Raw genomic sequence first — 20,236 nt, 5'->3', positions numbered from 1 at the left:
ACGCGGCGTGGCCGTTACGGTTACGAATCGTTCTTTCGATCGCTGTTATCCCTGGATTTTTTCCATTCCCCTTTGAAGGGGAAAATCCCGGAATAAAGGCGAACGCTTTGGCTTCTTCAGAATCGATTTCGTCCCCTCCACTACTACCGCGCTTTCTCCTCTCAAGATCTTATTTCAAGACGCGAGCCTTGTTTATTCGCTCCTGGTATCCAATCCTTAGACCTTGTACGAAGATACAAGGTTTAATTCAAAACCTCTAATCAAAACCTCTAAATCAAAATCTTTAGATCAAAATCTTTAGATCAAAACCTTCAGAGCTTCTGCTTCAATTAAATAGTTTCAAAACCTTACTCCTTACCCCTTCAGCGCGCCTGCGGCCATTCCGCGGACAAGCTGTTTCAACCCGAAAATCAATAACAGTAAGGATGGTAGAATGACCATCGCTGTTCCGGCAAATACCAGATTCCACGCTGTGGATTCCTGGAACTCCAGCATCGAGATTCCGATCTGTGCGGTTCTCATTTCCGGTGTGTTTGTCACCAGCAGCGGCCAGAGATACGAATTATACATACTTAAGAATGAATAGATTGCCAGTGTTCCAAGTGCCGGACGGGACAATGGCAAGACGTGCGATATGAAATAGTGAATATGACCACAACCGTCGATCCTCGCCGCCTCGAACAATTCCTTGGGTAGCTGCATGAAGAACTGTCTCAGCAGGAATGTACCAAACGCCGTTGCCAGAAATGGCACCGTAAGCCCCTGGTAACTATCCAGCCAGCCCCAGCTGCGAACCGTAAGGTAATTTGGGATCATCGTTACTTCCCATGGAATCATCATTGTTGCGACAAACATGCTGAAGATGACGTTTTTGCCTTTGAACTGCATCTTCGCAAACGCATAGGCTGCCATACTCGCTGTAATCAATTGACCAAGCGTCGTCAGTCCTGCGACAAGAAAGGTATTGCCGATAAATCGACCGATCGGAACAATATCGAACACTTCGCTAAAGTTGGACAGATCGATTGAATTTGGAATGATATGCGGCGGATAAGCGCTCGCATCTTCCGGCGTCATAACGGCCATGAAAAAGGTGTACATCACCGGATACAGCACAAGCGCTGCACAGATCGTCAGTAATACATACAACAGCGTTTTGGTCCATGTCGCACTCATTGGTAATGCACTTTCCTTTCTACCCATTTGAACTGGATCAGAGTCAGCAGCATAATTACCACGAACAGGATCAGTGCCTGCGCACTACCTGTACCAAAGCGGAAATTAACGAAGGCTTCCTGATAGATGGAATAGACGAAAACATTCGTACTGTCCATCGGGCCACCCCGGGTTAGAATGTTGATCTGACCGAACGATTGAAAAGCGCCAATGATCGATACGACCGTAACAAAGAATAACGTTGGTGACAGTAGCGGCATCGAGATTTTGCGAAACGTCAGCAAGGGTCCTGCGCCGTCAATCTTGGCACTCTCGTAGATCTCATCCGGGATGCCCGCCAAACCACTGGATAGAATAATGTAGTTGAATCCAAGATTCATCCAGATCGTCATGATGGAAATTGAGATCAATGCCCAATCCGGGCTGGTAAGCCAAGGAATTGGATCGATGCCTACTTTGCCAAGCAGATAATTCAGCATGCCCAGGGTCGGATGGAACAGAAACTTCCAGATCACCGCTGACGAACCGACGGATAACACCACCGGCAGAGAGAATACAAATTGGAACACACGCATTCCCTTGAATCGGTTGTGAGTCAGTGCAGCCAGAATCAGAGCAGCCAGCATACCCGTAGGCACTGTAAACAGGACAAATAGTAATGTCACTTTCATCCCTTGCATAAACAGTCCCGACTGGAACACCGCCTTGAAGTTATCCAGCCCCACGTAAGCCGCAATCTGTCCCGTAGGATCTGTGGAATGCAGACTCAGGTACACGGACTTAAACATCGGGTAAAACAGAAACACTGCAAACAAAAGCAGCGATGGTGCCAGGAAACCATAGGCCAGCATATTCTCCCGCATTCGCTGCACACGCAGCGAGACTGTCCGGCGCTCACTCGTACCGGATACGCGCCGTTTGGCGGCGGGCAAGCTGATCCGGTTATCAAGCTCACTCATCGGATTTTCTTCCCCCTTGTTTCACGCATTCAGTGTGTGTGAAATGCTACATCCACTTCAGCACCACGTTATCTAGTGTAAGAGTCGAATGTCACAGCAAAATCCGTTCTGAATCAACGTAACGTTAATCATGGACAAGGGGCTTTACGCAAATGTGCATCAATTCAAAAGCGAAATCCAAATCGGATTTCACGACAAAAAACCGCAAGAACTCCCCTGTTTGGAGATGTCCCTGCGGCTCGGTGTGTAAATGGAATATGAACATTTGCCTATTAATAAAAGCGGCTCATTTTACATTAATCTGTAAATCTTCCAAACGGGGTGAAGCGATTAACCCTTCGAGTTAACGATTAAGATGATATGGCACCGTGGTGACAATCACGTCTTTGTAATTGATCAGATAAGCCCGGATCATGAAGCTGGTCTGGTTGTGCAGTACATTTTGCCACCAGTGCTTGGTGATGAATTGTGGAATCAGAATGGTGATATGATCGGTCTCGGCCGTTTTCCACTCTACGGTATCAATGAATTTCTTCAGCGGCCCCATAATGCTACGGTACCTCGATTTGATCACGACCAGACGGACGCCTGGGTTCCATTCTTCCCACTTCTGCTCCATCTTGCGTATCGCCTCATCATCGAATCCAATGTACAGTGCGACCACGTGATCCGACATCGTCTGGGCGTAACTGATCGTATTCATGACGACCCGGGTAATGCCTGCAACAGGAATGACAATGGTATTGCCTTTTTTGGCTGGCTTATCAACCTGAATATCAATCCGCAGCTCATCGGCAATGTTGCAATAGTGACGGTGAATACGCATGAACACATAGACCACGAGCGGCAAAAAGATAAAGATGACCCATGTCTGCGTGAACTTGGTGAAAATAAAGATCAGGGTAATCGATAATGTAGTCAGCATACCGACTGTATTAACGAGCAGTTTCATCTGCCAGCCTGATGGTTTGACTTTGATCCAGCGAATCATCATGCCAAGCTGTGACAGAGTAAATGGAATGAACACCCCTACCGCATAGAGCGGAATCAGGCTTTCCGTATTCCCTTTGAACCCGACCACCAGCAGCGCAGACATCACACTGAGAAAAATAATCCCGTTGGAGAAGCCAAGACGGTCACCTCTGACCATGAACATATGGGGCATATATTTGTCTTTCGCCATCATGAAGGACAACAACGGGAAGGCCGAATACGCCGTATTGGCTGCCAGGAACAGGATCAGTGCCGTCACACCCTGGATAATAAAATACATCCACCCTCTGCCAAATGTAGCTTCGGCAATCTGGGAAATAACCGTGGCATGGGGATCAGGCTTCACCCCATAACCGAAAGCCAGCAACGTGATACCGATGAACATGGCTCCCAATATACAACCCATGAGCAGTAGCGTACCGGCAGCATTTTTCTCGGCAGGTTGCTTGAAGTTCGGGATCGCGTTACTTACCGCTTCCACGCCAGTCAACGCAGAACATCCGGAGCTAAATGCTTTTAGTAACAAAAAGATACTCACATGGGATAGACTTGTTCCGAATTCAGGTGCAGCTGCGTCCATCCCCCCGGCAAGAAATTTGATTCCGCCTGAGATAATCAGAACCGCAATCGAGAAGATAAATAGATAGATGGGGATCGCCAGCACAGACGCTGACTCCGTCACTCCCCGCAAATTCATAATCGTTAGAAAAACAATCATAATGAGTGCAATCACAACACTGTAGTCATGCAGCATAGGAAAAGCCGACGTAATCGCATCCGTCCCTGCGGACGAACTTACCGCAACGGTCAGAATATAATCGACCAGCAGAGATCCTCCGGCAATCAGACTGGATGTTGTACCCAGGTTATCCTTGGCTACGATATAAGCGCCGCCCCCTGTTGGATAAGCAAATATCGTCTGGCGATAGGAAAAAATTAAAATGACGAGTAATCCCAGCACGGCGATGGAAATCGGAACAGAGTACCACAGGGCGGCGAATCCGGCCGCAACGAGCACCAGCAAAATCTGTTCCGTACCGTAGGCAACGGACGATAGGGCATCCGAGGACAGGATGGCAAGTGCCTTCCATTTCCCCAATTTTTCTCCATCCAGTTCAGCCGATTTCATTGGCTTGCCTATTAAGATTCTCTTCATTTTGCCAAGCATGATCATAACTTCCTTCCGTCTCTCATCTGTGAAGCATTGTTATTATGCAAAATCGCAGAGCCGTTGACAATACGTCATTTCACCCGAATTTCGCCAGCGCGTGATAATGCATTCTACGATTCAATAATCGATAACAAAGCCATTCTTGTTCAGCAATTTGAACTTTTTTGAACCAAAATGACGATTGTTCGTCAAAAAAAAGGAAATGGCCTTCGGTTCAATGAACCAAAGACCACTTCCTTGATCTATGCGTTGACTATAAAACAATCCAGATTCCCTTAACTGCCCAGAATGCCGGGACGAGGGGTGACACCAAACGCTTGCGCCAGTGTGGTGAGCTGCTCATCCGTAATTCTCTGCCGGATCTCGTGACCAGCAACCAGCATATACACTTGAGCTGCCTTCTCAATCGTCTCGATCAGACCAAATGCTTCGTCAATCGTTGTACCTGTTCCGAATATGCCATGCTGCGGCCAGATGACCGCGTGATATTCTTTCATTTTCTCAGCCGTTTCGCGGCCAATCTCATTCGATCCAGGAATCATCCATGGAATGATGCCAATCCCATCCGGGAATACAACCACACACTCCGTGCACATCTGCCAGAGGGTCTTGGTGAATTTTGCTTCATCCAATTCGTGGATAAACGTCATAGCCAATACATGAGTAGCGTGATTGTGCATAACAACACGGTGGTTGGGGTCCATTTTCAGACGTTCAATATGGCTCATGAAATGCGTAGGCAACTCACTTGTTGGATTCGCGCCCGAATTCAATCCCCAGAGCACTTCCAACTCCTGTCCATCTTGCGATACACGCAGCAACCCCAGATTGCTCTCGGGATCAGCGAGTACATTTTTGAAATATTTGCCCGATGCCGTCACGATAAAATACTTGCCTGCCAGCTCCTTCACCGAGAATGCCGGTTTGATCTTGCGAATCACATGATGGGTATCGATATATTGGGCAACTTCCTCTTCCTCCAGCAGATAGCTGACATTACCGCCATTGCGCTCATCCCAGCCATTTTTCCACATATGTTGTGTAATCTCGGCCATCTCACGGATAAATGGAATATGGAAACCTGCAGCCTGCGTTGTTTCATTGGTAAGGGTCACGTTCATAATCATTCTCTCCTTATATTGAAAATAATATGGCTTGCCACGTACATAGTAAGTTCCTTTTTTCACATTCATTATACCTTTGTTTATCTTTGATAGTCAATAATAAACACAGAAATTTTCTTTTATTTATTTTTGTTTAGTTTTGTTTATTTGAAAATAAAACAAAAAAATACCCCACCGGCGCCCGGCGGGGTCAGTCACACATCTATTTAACACGAGAAGGGGTTTACAAGAGTTATCATACCTCTGCTACCTTAATAGAAGCTGAAAGCGAAATAAAAAAAGCATGAAAAGCGAGCTGAGCCGGTAAAGACCACGTACCTCTTTGGGAACGGATTCACGTTAAGCGGATAGGCTGAGGCCTGTCCATATTGAAAGAATACTCAAGGACTTTGAAGCGCATAGGATGGATGCATCTTACCAGTCGGTTCATACCGTTCGTCGCCTGTGTACTCGAATCCCAGCTTAATCAAAATGTGACGTGACACTTCATTATCCGGATGATGCCCGGCAAACAGTGCCTTCACGTTCATTTCGTCAAAAGCATAATCAATCACCGCCCGTGCTGCTTCCTGGGCATACCCTTTACCCCAGTGATCCCGGGTTAGATGAAATCCCAGTTCATAGATATCCTCTTCTGGAGAATATGGACGCAAACCACAGCAACCAACAAATACCTCAGACTCCTTCTCAAAAAGGGGCCAATATTGTACACCCGCTTCCTTCTGCCTCTGAATCTCCTGTGTTAATCGCGCTTCTACTTCATCCTCGCTCAGAAATCCCTTGCTGCTAATCCACTTGGCAACCTCATGATCGCCCCACAATGCAAATGCCAAGGCACGATCCCCTTCGTTCCACGTCGCACATTCCAACCGTTCGGTTTCAAATAAGATTGTTCTGTCCATCATCCACTAACCTCCTGTATGCCAACACAAGTCTGCGTGCCGCCTATACCTTAAATTAATCGAATGACCATCAGGGTAAACAAATATGTATAAAGACCCTAGTATAATATCACTTTCAATCCAGATGGTTCCACCAAAAAAAAGAATAACCCCTGCCGACATCATGTCCGGCAGAGGCCAATCTACTATATTACACCAATTAGAAATCTGCTACGGCGAATTGAATTGTTCCGGAAGCTGCGCCTCCAAGGTTCGCTTGTAATGCAAAAACCAGAACGTTGCTTGCCGTAATTGTAAGACTGCTGTTTACTGGAACCGTGTAAGTGACTACTGTTGCATCGACACGAGTTATTACGAGAGATACTGGAAATGGTCCGTAGTTGTTCACTGTAACGCTGGCATTGGTGCCTCCAGACAGGTTTTCATAGTAGGACTTACCTACGCCAGCTGGAAGATTGTAATACTGTAATGGTAAAAGGATGGCCATTGAAATCACCTCCTTTTGCTTTGATACGGTATTCTATGTTCAGAAACTAGTAAAGCCACGGTGAAATGACAGTGTTATAACGTCCATTTTTAATAGACACCATAGATTGATAGACAACTGTACGCAAAAAAAGCCCCACCGACCATCCGATGGAGCAAATTATGCATATTCTAATGAACAAGGTTTCTAGGCATACAGCATGAAAAAGTTCAGTTCATGACCCTGCTGCTTGAGGTAGTTATACAGCTGCGAACGGTGATGGAACACATGCGTTAACGTTTCAATCTGCCATTGCGCCTGCAAATGACCATGTTCCATATAGAAAGCTTTGGTAGAGCGGTTTAAATAATCTTCTTCACTCAATCCCGTGATATATGCTTTGTAGGATTCGAAATTGCTCCACAACGTCGCTTCCAGCTTCTCGATATCCTCGATTCCGGACAGGCTGTTCTCCACCAGACCAACCTCTGCTTCACCTTTCTCCTGCATAATGGCAAGATCCGATGCCGTGATCTGGATAAAGTGATGCACAAGCTCCACCAATGAACGCATATTCTCCTGTGGACGATAAGACCAATCCTCCGAACGGATCAAGCGAATTAACGAAGCCCCCGTCCGTACGCCTGTTTCCAACTCATTTAACAAATGATCCCGAATCTGCAATGTTCCATTCATATATGATGTCTCCCTTATCTTTTATTCTCACCATTTAAGTATAACCGACGGTTCTACAGATCTATTGTACAAATCGGACAACATCCTGCCATGTTCCCTGGCTGCCGTCAGCGGAGTCTCTCCATAAAACTTGCGAAATTGCCGAATCAGATGGGCTTGGTCAAAGAAACCATGATTCTGGGCAAGCATTGCCCAATCTGTCGTGTTCCCCTGATGAATATCACTCAACACACGATGAAAACGAACCACCTCACTGAATCGTTTGGGACTGATTCCGACCCACTCCGAGAACTTGCGATGCAGCTGTCGTTCACTGATCACTTCACGCATCGCCAGCTCCTGGACAGTCATACGTCCCCCATCTATAAAGATGCGGTGCAGCACGTTTTTCATCAGATCGTTCTCAGATGTGCTTGCCTGCACAGACAATGGACTCAAGTACGCGTTCATAACCTCTACCCGCTCTGCAAAACAATTCGTTTCGGCCATTCGTTCCTGAAGCTCGTTCAGCTTCTCTGGCCAACATTCCTGAAGGGCAACTCGCTTATCCGTAAACCATTCCAGAGGCATGCCATGGAAGACATGTGCTCCACCCGGGAAGAACCGCACACCAAAGGTGTAATCTCCAGCAGGGGAACCATCATCGGATGGCTCAGGTACAGCGAACGGCTGTGTATAATTGCCGCAGTAAGCATAGGAGTGCTCTGAACAGACCGGGTCATATGTAATCAGCATGTCCGTGCAACCATCCGGCAATACCCGGGCAGGGACAGTCATCACTGATGGCTCTCGACCCTCTCTCCAAATAACATCTGCATGCGTGTTCGGAAGAGATCCTGATTCCCAATAACAGGCCACATAAGCCATCAAACCGACAGCAGGTATTTTCTCAACATAATAACTATTAGGATACGTTCCATTCATCTGAATAGGCTTAAACATTGAGTGCAGGCTGTGATCCACAATTCCATCCTCCGATCACTAGAGTTGGCTAGACATTATGTATACATCTATCATACCATCAACCACAGAAATGAAGAAAAAAAAGTGCCCTACCGGAGGACAATCCGATAGGGCCAGTCACACATCTATTTAACACGAGAAGGGGTTTACAAGACTTATCTTACCTCCACAACCTTAATGGAAACTGAAATTGGGATGAAAAGAACATCAATTTTTCTAAAGTGTCTTGATCAGTATGGACGCAATCAACACGGATGCTGTTGTGACCGTTGTGAATCCACCTACCAGCATCGGCGTTAAAATCTCATCGAGGATGGCTTTGCGTTCATTTTCATCACGTCCAACCGAACGGCTTACTTCCTCACAGATAATGTAGTCCCCCGGAAAACCGAATAGTGCAGTCAATGCTACAGGCAGACCTTTGAGCGGGTCCCATTTGAACAGCTTGGAGCCAACAAATCCACCGATCAGCACCCCAACTACACCGATTGCGATAATGAACAACACTGGAATAATGGAACTCACCACCGCATCGAAAGTGATCGACTCCATACTTGTCATAACGACTACGATCAGACCTATCATCGCAATTCCCGATGTACTTGCTTTATCCAGAATACGAGATGGGAACAATCCGATCAGATGTCCTAGAACCCCAAGCAATAGAGCCCAGATACTGTAGCTAAGTCCTGTTACATTGCCCAGATAAATGGATAGACTGCCCATAATGAACAAGAGCAACAGCAGGATAGGTGCGGTCTGGAAACGCTGTGGAAGGAATGTTTTGGCATTCGCTTCTTTAATGTTTACCTGGCCTTCTCCTGCAACCTTGTTCTCAAAAGCGCCCTGCTTCTGCAGTTTTAACGCATATCTGCGCAACATATTGGTTGCAATCGGCATCCCCACGAGGGAATGAATCCCCAGAATAACAGCCGGAATTGTAATCAGATGACCCAGGTTCATCTCCTGCAACTTCGTGGTTGTGATCAGATAAGAGATAATGCCACCGACAACCGGACTTGATCCGGCAACAGCCGTAGGATAACCATAGAACGGGGATACGATTAACAAAATGAGACCTGTAGCTGTGAGTGATGCAAACAATGAGATCAGTATTGCTTTATATTGGGAACGTATTAATTTCAGCGGTATTAATGTCCCCATGTGTACAATCAGCGGAGCCACCATGAGAGCCCCGAACGCAGTCAGAGCAGAGCTGGAGACCGCTCCTTTGGGAAATAACCCCGCCCAGTTCAGCAGCAAATATCCGATCAGAATAACAAGCAAGGAAGGAATTCGCGCTTTGGACCAGATCGAAACCAGTTCCCCTATAGCTAAAATAACAAGTAATACTGTGGCGATATATATCGGTTGACTAAACATGGTGGCTTCTCCCCATTCTCTATGTTGTCAGTGCAGTTCAGTACACTAGAACCATCTATTTTATTTCAAGCGTTCACCTGATAAATAGACCTGTTCAATATTCTCTGTGTTTTCGAGCAGACCAATATCCGTCAACGGATTCACATTCAGTACCAGCAGATCAGCAGCTTTGCCAGGTTCAATCGTACCGATCTCCGCTTCCATCTGCATCGCTCTCGCCGCATCTCTCGTTGCGGCTACGATCGCTTCCATCGGCGTAAATCCAACATCTTCAACAAGCAATCGAAGTTCGAGCGCATTCCCCCCATGCTCAACAGGTGCACACGTGCAGAAGTCTGTCCCTACTGCAATGGTGACGCCTGCTTTACGCGCGATAATCATGTTCTCAATATGCTCTTGATATACACTTTTGGCTTTGCGAATGCCAAATTCGGGAACACCGTATTTATGCCCTTCTTTGATGATCCGATGTACAATGGCCAAAGTTGGAACCAGAACCGCGTTTTGATCCAACATCATGCCAATGCCTTCTTCATCAATGTAGATCCCGTGTTCAATGGTGCGCACGCCCGCTTCCAGCGCATTTTTGATTCCCTGTGTACCTTGCGCATGTGCAGCTACATAAGACTGTACCGCTTCCGCCTCATACACGATCGCCTTCAGCTCATCCATGCGGAATTGCGACCAGCGAGGGTCATCTTTCTCCGACAGTACCCCACCCGTGGAACACACTTTAATGAAATCCGCCCCTTCACGGAACTGCGTGCGTGTTGCCTTAATGACTTCAGGAACGCCATCACACACAGTGAACATATTCAGTTCCGTTGGAATCATATGAATATCTGCATGTCCACCCGTCTGAGAGAGCAGATGACGGGATGTTTTAATCCGCGGCCCCTTCACCACACCTTCCTTGATCAGATCGCGAATATATACAGCAACATGGCTACCGACATCCCTGACGGTTGTAAAGCCTGCGTTGATCAGCTTCGGCAGATCCTGAAGTGCTCTCCCCATCTGAAGTTCATTGGCTTCCAGCGCCACCGCAGCCATATTCAGATTTTTGGCCCCGTGCACATGGACATGGGCATCGATTAATCCGGGCATCACCGTTTTGCCTGTTACATCAACAAGCTCGGCATGTTCCGGAATTGGAACGGTTGCCTTCGCGCCCGCAGCTACGAATTTCCCGTTCTCAACCAGAACCACACTATCGGAAACAGGTTCTCCACCTTGTCCATCAATCAACAATGCACCTACAAAAGCAGTAATTTGACTCATCTGTACTCCACCTCTCTACTGTTGTACTACGATGAAATTGTATCGTGTTAAAGTTAATGACATTATATAAGTTGCAAATGTATAATGTCATTGTTGATAGCAACAGCATTCTAATATTAATTATGGTGATATACACAATACAAAATATAAATCACACAGCATAGTGAAGATCATGTTATATATGTAAGCATTTTGCCATGTGAACACAAAAGGAGTACGTTTGTTATGATTCATGAAGCGGTTCGCTCATTTATGGTTCAAGTCTTTGGGTCTGTTCCATACGGAATCTGGATCAAGGATGAATATGATTTCCAGTGGAATAACTGGCTGCGTGAAGGAGAGGTACCTGAGTATACAGATCAAGAACAGATTGAGTCATCCTGGAAGATTCTCAGGTATACGTTTGTTTTTTTGTCCAATATCAACATTCGTGTGGTTATCGATAGCCAGAAGCAACTTACTCTGCTACAGAGTGAACGTCTGGAGTCTTTGATTCGGGAAGGACTGCTGAAGCAGCAGATTGAGATGGAACGTGCACACAATGATCGATGGTTGACCGGACTGCGGGAGCTGACCTGTTCCCTGGAGCTGAACGACTTGTTACTCAAAATCATGGAGAATGCGCTGCATGTCATCCCCTCCCTTTCCTGCGGACTGTTCATGATGGTTGATCCGGACTCTGGCAAGATGATTCCTAGAGCCAAGGTCGGTTTTCAGGATAGTGTGTATCAATATCAGGGCGAGCTGGATGAGGGCATTACAGGAAAAGTATACGAGGAAGGCATTGGCCGAATGTACAGCACACCGGATGATGCCTTTAAAGATATGGGCAATGTCAGTCAGGAGAATGCGGATATCATTGTAAGTTCACTGCCTGACGGTATTATGGCCAAAGGACTGATCGCCGTTCCCGTGACAATGAATACCCACAAAATCGGGGTGATGCTGGTATACCAATTTGAACAAAACAGACGATTTGCTCCACATGATCTGAATGTGATGCAGGGATTTGCGGATCAGGCAGCCATTGCCATCTCCAACGCCACCATGTATTCAGAACTGCTGGAAACGAACCGATATCTCGTTAGCCGCAATGAAATCCATAATCAATTCACGGCACTTTCCATTGAACATGTGAGCCTTGGACATATCATTGAGACGGTTGGATCGATGCTGAAGCTTCCCACCTATTATGTGGACATGGCGAGAAATGACTGGTACCCGATCATTCCGGAAAGTGTCTTGCTAAGTGAGCTCGATATCTATACCGTTCTGGACAGTCAGTTTAACCCCATCACCTTATCCGGTGGAGCGGATCATAGCAATTATTACCTCTATCCCATTGTGAATGGATCTCTGGTGCTTGGCTGTTTTGCCATCCAATTAGATCATCCGTTAGGTCAGTTGGATCATGTGATTTTGGAACAAGGCGGAGCTATTGTGATGCTGGAGATGGTGAATACCTACTCACTCACCGAGATGTCCTATCGGAAAAACCACGATTTCTTCAGCGATCTGGTGCAATATAGAGAACCACAGCAGTTGGAAGCCCGACTTTCCAGCTTTCAGTTACCAGCTCATCAGTCCTTGTTCGTCGCTCAATTGCAGCTCTATGGGGAACATCCTGATATGAAAACAACTGAAAATTGGGTGCGCAAGTTGATTGGATTTATTGAAAAGGAGCTGGGCACCCGTGAACATCTATTGTTCAGTGCACATCACAAAATTACGATTCTGGCTGCTGCATCCGAGCCAAAGGTCAGACACTGGATCATCAGCAGGCTGGAAACGGCCGTGGAGAAATGGACCACCTCCAAAACCCCTGCCCTATCCATTGGCATTGGTGGACTTTATCAAGGTCTTGAATATGTGTCCAAAAGCAATGACGAGGCTACACGCTCGTTGTCCTTTTTGCTTAAACAGAACAAAGCGGGCCTGATGCTCTACGAAGAAATCGGGATCAATCGGCTGTTCTTGAATCAGGAACCGTCCGATATCGAGAACTACATCCATGAAATTCTGTCCCCTCTTCAACAGCAAAAATCAGGAGAGCTTGAACTCACACTCAAAACCTACATTGCTGCGAATCGATCTGTGCAAGCCACAGCCGAACGTCTGCATATTCATACCAATACGTTGTACCTGCGCCTACGCAAAATAGAGGAGATTCTAGGTGTTGATCTGAACGATTCCGAAGGTTGGATGAAGGTGTATCTGGCATGTCATTTAAGTGAAGTATACTCTGTTGCTCCTACCGCAAGTGGAGCATTGAAATTGTAACTCCATCAATTCAGTCCGTGCAGTTTGCGGAAACGCTCCGGACTCATACCTGTATGCCTTTTGAACATCGCACAGAAATAACTGGCATTCTCGTAGCCCACCCGATCAGCAACTTCATAGATTCGTAGCTCTCTCTCACTGAACATGAGTTGTTTGCTCCGATTGATCCGTTCCTGGTTCACGTAAAATACAGGTCTGGTATGGAGCGCCTTCTGAAACAGTCTGCACAAATATTGAGGAGACACCACCGCCACATCGGCCAGTTCCTTCAACGACAGTGAACGATCCAGATGCTCTGCAATATATCGCAGCACAGGCTTCAATCGCTCCAGTTCATCATTATAGTTGGCAGATACGATGAGTAGTGGCTTCAGATCCAGCAACAGTGCATATAATTGTTTGGAACACTCCACATCGTAATCTGCGTAATCCTTATCACCGCCATTCTCACCTCTAACCAGAAGTTGCTCCAGGCCATGCAGCAGCGTGGCTGTCCTGAGTCTGCATACGCGTGAACCGGTAATACCCGCATAAGATAATAGCTGACTGGCCTCTCTCCCCTGAAACGAGACCCACGCCAGCTCCCAGCGGTCACTGATGGGCATATATTGATGCGGGACATCAGGGTACAGAACAAAAACGTCACCCGGTCCGACGATATACTCTTCGTCTTGTATAATCAGTCTCCCCTGACCATGAATAATCTGGTGGATCTGATAATCCGGGAAACCCTCTGGACGCTCGGTTTCATATTGGTGTTCCCAGTAACCAACCGTGGTCATATAGATCGGCAGGCGAGCAGCTTCTTCTGTTTTACCAAAAAAAATCCGGGTATCCATCCAGTACACCACTCTCTCCGTCGTTAGTTTCATATTGTGATATATATGGGCAATATTCTTTATTTTCTAAGTATCAATTCAATTCTATAATGACAATATTATAACATTTTAGAAGGAGTTGCTGTTATGAGAAACAAACTGGTATACACCCCTCCGGCGAATGGATACCCGGAATGGAACAACAATCCCGAGATTTTTCAACTGGGCCGTCTACCGGCTCACGCTTCTATGATAGCGTTTCCATCTGTGGCAGAAGCATTATCCAATGAATCCAGTGCATCGCCATGGTATGAATCGCTGAATGGTCAATGGAAGTTTGCCTTTGCGGAGACACCGGAGCAACGGATTTCATCCTTTTATGAGAACAACTATGATGCCAGTGACTGGGACGAGATCGCCGTTCCTTCCAACTGGCAGCTACAAGGTTATGATTATCCCCAATATACGAATATGACCTATCCGTGGGTCGAGCGTGAGCCTGAACTGAAGCCACCCTTTGCACCAACAACTTATAATCCAGTGGGTTCGTACATCCGTACGTTTACTGTGCCTACAGACTGGAAAGACCGGCCTGTCCTGCTGCACTTTGAGGGCGTTGAATCCGCCTTTTATGTATGGGTGAACGGGGAACTGGTCGGTTATAGCGAGGACACATTCACACCCGCAGAATTTGATATCACTCCGTATTTAACGGAAGGTGAGAACAAACTGGCTGTAGAGGTATATCGCTGGTGTGATGCGAGTTGGCTGGAGAATCAGGATTTCTGGCGGTTAAGCGGCATATTCCGTGGTGTATACTTGCATTCACCTTCACCCGTTCAGATCGCCGATTTCTTTGTTCGTACCGAACTGAATGGTGCGTATCAGGATGCGAAGCTACTGCTGGATATGAAATTATTTAATCATAATGCCGCGCAGATCACTGCCGGATTGTCCGTTCAGGCACAGCTCTATGATGCACAACAGCAGACTGTACTGAAGCAACCACTTACTGCGGCCGTTACGTTCCAGGGTGAGGATGAACTTTCATTTAATTTGTCAGCAGAGGTTATCCAACCGCTTCTATGGAGCGCCGAGACCCCTCATCTATATACGCTCGTGCTTTCCATTCAGAATGAATCGGGCGAAACGCTGGAGGCTGTTCGCAGCCAGATCGGATTCCGCAAGTTTGAACTGAAAGACGGCCTGATGCAAATCAATGGCAAACGCATTGTATTCAAAGGCGTGAATCGTCATGAATTTTCCCCGGATAAGGGTCGAGCCATCGGGCGGGAAGACATGATCCGTGACATCGAGTTGATGAAGTCCTATAACGTTAACGCCGTGCGTACATCCCATTATCCGAATCAGTCACTCTGGTACGAACTGTGTGATGAATATGGCCTTTATGTCATTGACGAAACGAATCTGGAAACTCACGGCACCTGGGAATATGGGCAAAAGGAAATGAACGAAAACAATATTCCCGCGAGCAAGCCGGAATGGCGTAATAACGTAATCGATCGCTGTAACTCGATGTTCCAGCGGGACAAAAACCATGCGTCCGTTATTATCTGGTCTCTGGGTAATGAGTCCTTCGGCGGCGATAACTTCATCGCCATGTACGATTATCTAAAAGAAGTCGATCCAACCCGTCTCGTTCATTATGAAGGGACTTTCCACTATCGCCCTTCCGATTCGGCAAGCGAAATTGAATCGACGATGTATATCAGCCCTGAAAATGTGGAGAATTATGCTCGCATGCAGGGACCGAAGAAACCTTATATTATCTGCGAATACAGCCATGCCATGGGTAACTCCTGCGGTGGTCTGCATCTGTATTGGGATTTGTTCGATAAATATGATGTGTTGCAGGGTGCATTCATCTGGGACTGGGTCGATCAGTCCATTCGTACCACTACGGCAGACGGTGTCGAATATTTCGCTTATGGCGGAGATTTCGGTGAATCCCCTCATGATGGAAATTTCTGCGGAAACGGACTGATTCTGGCCGATAAGACGGTTACGCCGAAGCTGGAAGAAGTGAAGAAATGTTATCAGAACGTTCGTATGGAAGCCGTTGATATAAAAGATGGCCTGCTGCGCATCCGAAACCAGTTCCTGTTCACGGATCTGAGCGAATATTCACTCGTGTGGACAGTAACACACGATGGTGTATCCGTAGAGGACGGCACGCTGGATATCGCAGTATCTCCTGGCGAATCGGTTGAAGTCCGTATTCCATACACGCCATCGTCTGATTTGTTCAAGGAAGCGGTGCTGACTGTATCTCTGGTTACGAAAGTTGCAACCAAATGGGCAGGAATAGGTCATGAGATTGCCTGGGATCAATTCGTGGTATCTCCACGATTGCGTCCAATTCAACCGGTGTATCAAGGACAAGGTAATGCTCCGCAAATACAGGATCTACAAGATGAATTGAAAGTGGCTACAGGCCAAGTCACGTTGAGCTTCAATCCAGCTACTGGCGCGTTAACGTCCTATCAGATCAACAATCAGGAGCAGTTGCTCGCACCTGTCCGGCCGAATTTCTGGAGAGCCATGACAGACAACGATATGGGGAACCGCCTGAATGAGCGTTCTGCCTTCTGGAGAGATGCTCACGCTACCAACAGATTAATTCGCTTCGAGCACCATGCAGACGAGCAAGGCATTCTCGTGACGACCGATTATACGTGGGATTCACATCCGGGATGTACGCTGTCCATCACATACCGAATTGATGCGGATGGTGTATTGGAAATCAATCAAACCCTTATTCCAGGCGAGGGCCTACCCGATCTACCGGAATTCGGTATGCTGCTGCAACTTAATAACAGCCTGGATACAATCTCTTGGTACGGCAGAGGGCCACACGACAACTACGCAGACCGTCTAACCAGTGCACGATTGGGATATTACACAGGTGCGGTTCGTGATCAATTCGTTCGATATCTGAAACCACAGGAGTGTGGTAACAAAACGGATGTACGGTACGCTGAAATTACGTCAGCGGATGGTCAGCTTGGCCTTCATGTTGAGGCCACCATACCATTTGAAATCAATGCGTTGCCGTGGACACCGGAGGAACTGGAAGCAAACGACCATGTGTACAAATTACCACAGAGCACACAGACTGTGGCGCGTATCAATTACAAACAAATGGGTGTCGGCGGAGATGACAGCTGGGGCGCACGTACTCACGCTGAATACACCTTGCCAGCCAACCGCGCGTATCATTTCACCTTTACGGTAAGACCTGTATAACATCAAGCAAGCACTGCCGGCATACCGCCAGCAGTGCTTTTTTTTGTGGAGTGGTTAGTAGTATAAGTTTGAAGTTTTTCAACGGAACATTATAATGAATGAGGTGCAAGAAAGATTTTTACCAGCGATTACTCTATTACGAGGTGAGACTTTGCAATATCTTTTTACAATAATCTTAATTCTTGGCTTACTTTCTTTCTTGGTATTTCTTGTATGGATGATCCTATCCATGAGGAAGGGCAATAGGTTGCCGATCAGATATATTTTTCTAACGACGGCCTGTTTTGCGATTGCTTCAATAGGGTTGTATGGCATGCTGACTTTATCTTCAAATTCTACTCAGCTTGAAATAGATCAGCCTTCTTCACCCCAGATTAAACTTTCTGGCCTCTACATGACTACCAATGAATTTAAAAACAAGTTTAATGGCGCCGTTGGCAAATATCGACTGAATGGTTTGAGTATTACCCGCTTGGATATGAAAGACTCTTCCAGGCAGGGCACTGGCACTTTCGAGTATGTATTCAATGACGAATTGCACTTGGTTGGTGTAGTGAATGCAGATGAGAGCGTACAGGAAGTCAGGTTATACGCAACTGGTGATACGAGCGAACCAACGGGTGGAATTTTCTTGACCGCTATCGCCACACTCATTCTTACAACCAATAATGAGTACACGTATAACGATGCACAAGATGTCATCCAGGATATCGGTCTATTGGATCGCGATGTGAATCAGTCTGATTTTGATGGGGCGACAGTTCGAAATGGATTGGAATATCGCTACAGCGTACAGGATTCTGAGCACTCTACTTTTGAAATAACTGTTGCGAAATGAGATGCAATTGTTTAAAAAGGTAAAAAGGCCGCTCCATGAAGGAACGGCCCAACCTGTGGTATGTACTTTTTTGGATAATTCAGTAGTCACAGTCTTTGATCTAACATTTTCCTATTTTATTGAGTAGTAAGCCAAAAAATTAAAGTGATCACTATACAAAAAAGCGATGCAGGGTAAAATATCCATTTACTTATCTTATCTTTGTAAGTGACAATCCAACAAACAATGCATATCCAGGCGATTAATAGTTGCCATAAATCCAATGATGAACACCTCCACCATGCGAGAGTTATTCAAAAGTTACAATCTCGCTCTGATTGTTCCAACTCATTTTAAAGGTAATCGGATTTTTCATTTTCTCCGTCTCAGTAATTGTTCCCGACATCGTGAACGGTACCCCTTCTTCTTCAAGTGATTTCCCCTGTTGTGATAAATTGTTGCCAGTAAGGTCAAACACAAAATCCTTTATACGCTTTTCATCACCGATGTAGGTTATAGTATAGATCCCTGTCGATCTCTGAAGAGATATATTCCAGTTATCGCTCTTTCCGCGGATTATATCATCCGCACCACAAGCTGAGACAATAGATACAAGCACTATAACACAAAGAATCAATGGCAGTTTAAATAATTTCATAATATCCCTCCTTTTAGGAATATACCCAAAAATGTGAGTTATGATATTTGCTAATCATTCCTGATATCTAATCTATATAAGTTGAACTAAAGTTATTTACACAGACACTACGATGACAGAATAACCTTTCAATCACTTTATATAGTTTAATGTGACTTACCTTTGATATGGCTAACGATTCTCTGAGCATCGTACTTGACCCATCCCAACAATGCAGAACCTCGGGATGTTTGCCAAGGTAGTCCTACAAAGTACAGTCCAGCAACCGATGATACGCCTCTCTCGTGTATAATTACACCTTGGGAATCAAAAGCAGCATTGATATCGATCCAACCATCATTTCGCTTAAACCCAGTCGCCCAGATAATATTGTCTATTGGTGTCTCACTACCATCCTCATACTGGATGCGGTCATCTATTGCATTTACAGCACGTGGGCGCATGTTAACTTTTCCCTGGTTCATCAATTTTTTTAACTCATAGCCATAGACGTACTCAGGCTGATTTCGCAACCATTTTCCAACCATACGATCTGCACTTGCACGTAATACGCCAAGCTTTTCAAAATACCAGAATATACTTCGTTTCATGATATGCAAAGGCCTGAAGGTAATATTTCGAGCTATGGATATGTATACCGTTTGTTGTTCATCTGATGCTAATTCTACGGCGATTTGGGCACCTGAATTGCCTCCACCTACAACTACTGTTGTTCCAGGAAGCAATTGAGAGATATTTTTATACTCTGAAGAATGAAGCTGAATCACATGCTCAGAAAATGCTTTCGCAAAATGAGGAACATTCTTGGTCTGGAAAGGTCCCGTCGCAACGATAATATTGCGCGCTTCAATTATTCCATCATTGGTTTCAGCATAGTACACCTCATCTTGCTTCGAGAGACGAGAGATTAAACAGTTTAACTTTATAGGAAGATCCATTTGCTTGGCGTAACTTTCAAAATAATCTGCAATTTCATCTTTGCTTGGCAGGCCATTTTCATTTCCACTAAGCGGCATTCCAGGTAACCCGTCATACATTCGCGGGGTAAAAAGACGCAAGGAATCGTACCTCTTACGCCAAGATTCTCCGACAGATGAGGCAGCGTCAACGATTAAAAAGGTTAACCCCGACTGTTGAAGGTAATAACCTGCTGCCAAGCCGGCTTGCCCAGCTCCAATAACCAATACATCATACATATGTATCATCTCCAATATTGTCTATATATTAATATATGAGTACTTATTCATATGTTTATTTTACTTAACAACTGTCTGTTTAGCAA

At 45.9% G+C, this 20,236-nt stretch carries 16 protein-coding genes; 3 read left to right on the top strand and 13 right to left on the bottom strand.

Features of this window, described 5'->3' with window-relative positions; genetic code table 11:
* Nucleotides 1–354: 354 nt before the first annotated feature.
* The 10 genes from OM416_RS18460 to OM416_RS18415 all read right to left on the bottom strand — a co-directional run bounded on the left by OM416_RS18460 (nucleotide 355) and on the right by OM416_RS18415 (nucleotide 11,114).
* Complete coding sequence (locus OM416_RS18460) at nucleotides 355–1,176, bottom strand: carbohydrate ABC transporter permease (RefSeq protein WP_264931898.1); 822 nt, start codon at nucleotides 1,174–1,176, stop codon at nucleotides 355–357.
* Nucleotides 1,173–2,135 (bottom strand): carbohydrate ABC transporter permease, encoded by a 963-nt coding sequence (locus OM416_RS18455; RefSeq protein WP_062833088.1) that lies wholly within the window; start codon nucleotides 2,133–2,135, stop codon nucleotides 1,173–1,175. The genes OM416_RS18460 and OM416_RS18455 overlap by 4 nt, the downstream gene beginning before the upstream one ends.
* A gap of 343 nt (nucleotides 2,136–2,478) precedes the next feature.
* Nucleotides 2,479–4,296 carry an APC family permease gene (locus OM416_RS18450; protein ID WP_264931897.1) on the bottom strand — a complete coding sequence of 606 codons (1,818 nt, stop codon included), beginning with the start codon at nucleotides 4,294–4,296 and terminating at the stop codon, nucleotides 2,479–2,481.
* Between the two features lie 278 nt (nucleotides 4,297–4,574).
* Nucleotides 4,575–5,420 carry a rhamnulose-1-phosphate aldolase gene (rhaD, locus tag OM416_RS18445; RefSeq protein WP_264931896.1) on the bottom strand — a complete coding sequence of 282 codons (846 nt, stop codon included), beginning with the start codon at nucleotides 5,418–5,420 and terminating at the stop codon, nucleotides 4,575–4,577.
* A gap of 383 nt (nucleotides 5,421–5,803) precedes the next feature.
* The gene (locus tag OM416_RS18440; protein WP_264931895.1) at nucleotides 5,804–6,328 is read right to left on the bottom strand and encodes a GNAT family N-acetyltransferase; all 525 of its coding nucleotides are present in this window, start codon (nucleotides 6,326–6,328) and stop codon (nucleotides 5,804–5,806) included.
* 196 nt (nucleotides 6,329–6,524) lie between these two features.
* Complete coding sequence (locus OM416_RS18435) at nucleotides 6,525–6,812, bottom strand: hypothetical protein (protein ID WP_264931894.1); 288 nt, start codon at nucleotides 6,810–6,812, stop codon at nucleotides 6,525–6,527.
* A gap of 186 nt (nucleotides 6,813–6,998) precedes the next feature.
* Complete coding sequence (locus OM416_RS18430) at nucleotides 6,999–7,487, bottom strand: DinB family protein (RefSeq protein ID WP_264931893.1); 489 nt, start codon at nucleotides 7,485–7,487, stop codon at nucleotides 6,999–7,001.
* A gap of 27 nt (nucleotides 7,488–7,514) precedes the next feature.
* Complete coding sequence (locus tag OM416_RS18425; RefSeq protein ID WP_264931892.1) at nucleotides 7,515–8,450, bottom strand: helix-turn-helix domain-containing protein; 936 nt, start codon at nucleotides 8,448–8,450, stop codon at nucleotides 7,515–7,517.
* A 216-nt stretch (nucleotides 8,451–8,666) separates the two neighbouring features.
* Nucleotides 8,667–9,833, bottom strand: coding sequence for a hypothetical protein (locus tag OM416_RS18420; RefSeq protein WP_264931891.1), 1,167 nt, complete (start codon nucleotides 9,831–9,833; stop codon nucleotides 8,667–8,669).
* 60 nt (nucleotides 9,834–9,893) lie between these two features.
* The gene (locus tag OM416_RS18415) at nucleotides 9,894–11,114 is read right to left on the bottom strand and encodes a metal-dependent hydrolase family protein (protein ID WP_264931890.1); all 1,221 of its coding nucleotides are present in this window, start codon (nucleotides 11,112–11,114) and stop codon (nucleotides 9,894–9,896) included.
* Between the two features lie 225 nt (nucleotides 11,115–11,339).
* Here OM416_RS18415 and OM416_RS18410 point away from each other — a divergent pair, with 225 nt between their 5' ends.
* Nucleotides 11,340–13,394, top strand: a complete 2,055-nt coding sequence (locus OM416_RS18410; protein ID WP_264931889.1) for a helix-turn-helix domain-containing protein — start codon at nucleotides 11,340–11,342, stop codon at nucleotides 13,392–13,394.
* Between the two features lie 5 nt (nucleotides 13,395–13,399).
* Here the strand turns inward: OM416_RS18410 and OM416_RS18405 are convergent, their stop codons facing one another.
* Entirely contained in the window at nucleotides 13,400–14,233 is an 834-nt protein-coding gene (locus tag OM416_RS18405) for a helix-turn-helix transcriptional regulator (RefSeq protein ID WP_264931888.1), read from the bottom strand.
* Nucleotides 14,234–14,359: 126 nt separating this feature from the next.
* Between OM416_RS18405 and OM416_RS18400 the strand changes: the two genes are divergently transcribed.
* Together OM416_RS18400 and OM416_RS18395 are read left to right on the top strand one after the other, a co-directional pair.
* Entirely contained in the window at nucleotides 14,360–17,479 is a 3,120-nt protein-coding gene (locus tag OM416_RS18400) for a glycoside hydrolase family 2 TIM barrel-domain containing protein (protein WP_264931887.1), read from the top strand.
* Nucleotides 17,480–17,726: 247 nt separating this feature from the next.
* A complete protein-coding gene (locus OM416_RS18395; protein WP_264931886.1) occupies nucleotides 17,727–18,317 on the top strand; it encodes a hypothetical protein in 591 nt (196 codons plus the stop codon).
* 289 nt (nucleotides 18,318–18,606) lie between these two features.
* Here the strand turns inward: OM416_RS18395 and OM416_RS18390 are convergent, their stop codons facing one another.
* Entirely contained in the window at nucleotides 18,607–18,954 is a 348-nt protein-coding gene (locus OM416_RS18390; RefSeq protein WP_169480153.1) for a hypothetical protein, read from the bottom strand.
* A gap of 146 nt (nucleotides 18,955–19,100) precedes the next feature.
* Nucleotides 19,101–20,159 carry a flavin-containing monooxygenase gene (locus OM416_RS18385; RefSeq protein WP_264931884.1) on the bottom strand — a complete coding sequence of 353 codons (1,059 nt, stop codon included), beginning with the start codon at nucleotides 20,157–20,159 and terminating at the stop codon, nucleotides 19,101–19,103.
* Nucleotides 20,160–20,236 lie beyond the last annotated feature (77 nt).

Source organism: Paenibacillus sp. LS1, assembly GCF_026013365.1.
Lineage (GTDB): Bacteria > Bacillota > Bacilli > Paenibacillales > Paenibacillaceae > Paenibacillus.
The sequence above is the reverse complement of the archived record's forward strand: the minus strand, read 5'-3'. Positions and strand labels throughout refer to the sequence as shown.